The sequence below is a fragment of the Mesorhizobium sp. M7A.F.Ca.CA.004.04.2.1 genome, assembly GCF_004022825.1.
Classification (GTDB): Bacteria; Pseudomonadota; Alphaproteobacteria; order Rhizobiales; family Rhizobiaceae; genus Mesorhizobium.
In genome coordinates this window covers 1-4,151 of record NZ_RZPH01000524.1, presented here as the reverse complement: position 1 = coordinate 4,151, position 4,151 = coordinate 1, and the positions used below count along the sequence as shown (strand labels likewise).

The window sequence follows — 4,151 nt, the reverse complement described above, 5'->3', positions numbered from 1 at the left end:
CCATCCGCTCGGGCGGCGGCAAATGGCCGGGCCTGGAGGCGCACAAGCTGCTCGATGCCGACTTCACGCCGATGCTGAGCCCGAAACTCGCGGCGACCATCGGCGGCGTCAGGGAACCGGCGGACCTGTTGCGGCTGCCGATCCTCGATCCCGGCGACATCTGGTGGACGCAATGGTTCGAGGCTGCCGGCGTGCATTCGCACGATCTTGCCAAGCGGCCCGGCAGCAGCATGGGCGCGCAGGCCTATGAGGCCAATGCGGCGATCGCCGGTCATGGCGTCGCGGTCCTGACCAGGGCGCTGTTCAAGGCGGAACTTGCCGACGGGCGCCTGATCCAGCCTTTCGATCTGGTTGGCGACGACGGCCATGCCTATTGGCTGGTCTACCCCGAAGCGCGCCGCAACGTGCCGAAGATCCGTGCCTTCCGCGACTGGCTGCTGGCCGAGATCGCCGGCTGACCGGCAAGCTTTCGGGCTGCGCCTGGTTCTCGCAGATCTATCCGCTGCTGCCTCACTGTATCCGGCCGGGATGATTCTCGCCCTGGCAATTTCCGCTCGTCCCGGCCTGCGGTGTCGCCCGGGTGCTGCGCTGCAGCATCGAATCCGACTTGACATAATTCACGCCAAGTGAGTAATTGCCCAAAGCCAAGGCAAATGCTCATCTTGGTTCAAGGGAGGAATTTGATGAAACTTCGCACGCTCACCCTGGGCTTGTTGTCGGCCAGCACGCTTGCGTTCGCCGCACATGCCGAATCCATCACCATCGCCACCGTCAACAATGGCGATATGGTCCGCATGCAAAAGCTGACCGAGGACTTCACCAAGGCGAACCCCGACATCCAGCTCAACTGGGTCACGCTCGAAGAAAACGTGCTGCGCGAGCGCGTCACCACCGACATCGCCACCAAGGGCGGCCAGTACGACGTGATGACCATCGGTACCTACGAGGTTCCGATCTGGGCCAAGCAGAGCTGGCTGCTGCCGCTCGACAAGCTCGGCGACGACTACGATGCCAAGGACATCATCCCCGCCATCGCAGGCGGCCTTTCGGTCGACGGCAAGCTCTATGCCGCGCCCTTCTACGGCGAAAGCTCCTTCGTCATGTACCGCAAGGACCTGATGGAGAAGGCCGGGCTGAAGATGCCCGACGCGCCGACCTGGGACTTCATCAGGCAGGCCGCCGACAAGATGACCGACCGCGCCAATGGCGTGAACGGTGTCTGCCTGCGCGGCAAGGCCGGCTGGGGCGAGAACATGGCCTTCCTGACCGCCATGTCGAACTCCTTCGGCGCGCGCTGGTTCGACGAGAACTGGAAGCCACAGTTCGATCAGCCGGAATGGAAGAACACGCTGCAGTTCTATGTCGACCTGATGAAGGCCGACGGCCCCGAGGGTGCGTCCTCCAACGGCTTCAACGAAAACCTGGCGCTGTTCCAGCAGGGCAAATGCGGCATGTGGATCGACGCCACCGTCGCTGCGTCCTTCGTCTCCGATCCCAAGGCATCGCAGGTCGCAGACAAGGTTGGATATGCGCTGGCACCCGACAATGGCCTGGGCAAGCGCGGCAATTGGCTGTGGGCATGGTCGCTGGCGATCCCCGCCGGGACGCAGAAAGCCGATGCCGCCCAGAAGTTCGTCTCCTGGGCGACCAGCAAGCACTATGCCGAACTGGTCGCTTCGAAGGAAGGCTGGGCCAACGTTCCTCCGGGCACGCGCTCCTCACTCTATGCCAATGCCGAGTACCAGAAGGCGGCTCCGTTCGCCAAGATGACGCTGGACTCCATCAACGCCGCCGACCCGACGCATCCGACCGTCAAGCCGGTGCCCTATGTCGGCGTCCAGTTCGTCGCCATCCCCGAGTTCCAGGGACTTGGCACCACGGTCGGCCAGCTCTTCTCGGCGGCTCTTGCCGGCCAGTCGAGTGTCGACGATGCGCTGAAGCAGGCCCAGGACGCTGCCACCGCGGCAATGACCGAAGGCGGATACATCAAGTAAGGCTCCTCCCGGTGCCGACTGCCGGTCGCCTCCTTGACCGGCAACGGCCGCCCGAATTCCCAGTTCGGGCGGCCGCCTTTAACGCCTTTTGAAAATTCAGTCTGACCAGTGAAGGGTGACGTCATGGCTACTCAGCAGACCCGTTCGCTTGCCCGTTTCATGATGGCGCCATCCGTGGTGCTGCTGTTCGTCTGGATGATTGTGCCGCTGGTCATCACCATCTGGTTCTCTTTCCAGCAATACAATCCGCTCAATCCGATCCGCGACGGCTTTGTCGGCTTCTCGAATTACGCGTTGTTCTATTCCAACCCGGCCTTCCTGCAGTCGATCCTCAACACGCTCACATTGGTGGTCAGCGTGCTCCTGATCACGGTGATCGGCGGTATCCTTCTGGCGCTGCTGATCGATCAGCCGATGTGGGGCCAGGGCATCGTGCGCATCCTGGTCATTTCGCCGTTCTTCGTCATGCCGCCGGTGGCCGCATTGGTGTGGAAGAACATGATCATGCACCCGCAATATGGGGTGTTCGCCGACATAGCGCGCTTCTTCGGGGCCCAGCCGATCGACTGGTTCGGGCAGCATCCGATGCTGGCGATCATCATCATCGTCGCCTGGCAATGGCTGCCTTTCGCCACGCTCATTCTCTTGACCGCGCTGCAGTCGCTCGACGGCGAGCAGAAGGAAGCCGCCGAGATGGACGGCGCCGGCTTCATCAGCCGCTTCATCTATCTGACGCTGCCGCACATGTCGCGCGCCATCACGGTCGTCATCCTGATCCAGACGATCTTCCTTCTCTCCGTCTATGCCGAGATCCTCGTCACCACCAATGGCGGCCCGGGATACGCCTCCACCAACCTGCCCTTCCTCGTCTACCAGAAGGCGTTGCTGGAGTTCAAAATCGGCCAGGCATCCGCCGGCGGTGTGATCGCCGTCATTCTCGCCAACATCGTTGCCTTCTTCGCCATGCGCGCCGTCGGCAAGAACCTGGACAAGTAAGGGAGGCTACGATGGCACGCTCAGTCACCACCCAGCACAAGACGATTGCGACAGTTGCCGCCTGGATCGTCGCCCTGCTGATCTTCTTCCCGATCCTCTACACGATCATCACCTCGTTCAAGTCGGAGCAGGAAGCCATCCAGGGCTTCAGCATCATCCCGTCGGGAACGTTCGAGAGCTATGCCGAGGTTCAGGCGCAGAGCGGCTACTTCAAATTCTTTTTCAACTCGGTGCTGCTCTCGGTCGGCTCGACCATCCTGGCCCTGCTCGTCGCCATACCGGCGGCATGGTCGATGGCCTTCTCGCCGACCAAGCGGACCAAGGACATCTTGATGTGGATGCTGTCCACCAAGATGATGCCCGCGGTCGCGGTGCTGTTCCCGATCTACCTGATCTTCCGCGACACAGGACTGCTCGACAGCCGGATCGGCCTGATGATCATGCTGATGCTGATCAATCTGCCGATCGTGGTGTGGATGCTCTAGACCTACTTCCGCGAAATACCGGGCGAGATCCTGGAAGCGGCACGCATGGACGGCGCGTCGCTGTGGAACGAGATCGTCTATGTGCTGACGCCGATGGCGGTGCCGGGCATCGCCTCGACGATGCTGCTCAACATCATCCTAGCCTGGAACGAGGCGTTCTGGACGATCCGGCTGACGACGACGGAAGCAGCACCGCTGACCGCCTTCATCAGCTCGTTCTCCAGCCCGCAAGGCCTGTTCTGGGCCAAGCTCTCGGCCGCCTCGACACTGGCCATCGCGCCGATCCTGATCATGGGCTGGTTCAGCCAGAAGCAGCTGGTGCGCGGCCTGACATTTGGTGCGGTCAAATAATTGATGGCGCGGTGAAGTAACGGAATTGCCCGAAGCAATCGGCAGAAATAACCCCTCGGGGAGGAAATCATGGGAAACATCACGCTCAAGAACGTCTCCAAATCCTTCGGAGCGACGTCCATCATCCCCGGTCTCGACCTGGTGATCGAGAATGGCGAGTTCGTCGTCTTCGTCGGCCCGTCGGGTTGCGGCAAGTCAACGCTGCTGCGGCTGATCGCCGGGCTCGAGGACACCAGCGGCGGCTCCATCAACATCGACGGCCGCGACGTCACCGGCGAGGCACCGGCCAAGCGCAAGCTCGCCATGGTGTTCCAGTCCTATGCGC

Annotated in this window: 4 protein-coding genes and 1 pseudogene; all 5 read left to right on the top strand. The window is 62.0% G+C overall.

Features of this window, described 5'->3' with window-relative positions; all coding sequences use genetic code 11:
* Window positions 1–458 (top strand): LysR substrate-binding domain-containing protein (locus tag EN893_RS21690; protein WP_245490878.1); only part of this gene is annotated, 458 nt, incomplete at its 5' end.
* 225 nt (window positions 459–683) lie between these two features.
* Window positions 684–1,994, top strand: coding sequence for a sugar ABC transporter substrate-binding protein (locus EN893_RS21685; RefSeq protein ID WP_127268865.1), 1,311 nt, complete (start codon window positions 684–686; stop codon window positions 1,992–1,994).
* 123 nt (window positions 1,995–2,117) lie between these two features.
* A complete protein-coding gene (locus tag EN893_RS21680; RefSeq protein ID WP_013528414.1) occupies window positions 2,118–2,990 on the top strand; it encodes a sugar ABC transporter permease in 873 nt (290 codons plus the stop codon).
* Between the two features lie 11 nt (window positions 2,991–3,001).
* Window positions 3,002–3,826 (top strand): annotated as a pseudogene (locus tag EN893_RS21675) (carbohydrate ABC transporter permease).
* Between the two features lie 69 nt (window positions 3,827–3,895).
* Window positions 3,896–4,151 (top strand): ATP-binding cassette domain-containing protein (locus EN893_RS21670; RefSeq protein ID WP_164901006.1); only part of this gene is annotated, 256 nt, incomplete at its 3' end.

What these genes read in the sequence shown, in the direction of transcription:
- EN893_RS21680 (WP_013528414.1), top strand. Translation starts at nt 2,118, where the DNA reads ATGGCTACTCAGCAGACCCGTTCGCTTGCCCGTTTCATGATGGCGCCA.
- EN893_RS21685 (WP_127268865.1), top strand. Translation starts at nt 684, where the DNA reads ATGAAACTTCGCACGCTCACCCTGGGCTTGTTGTCGGCCAGCACGCTT.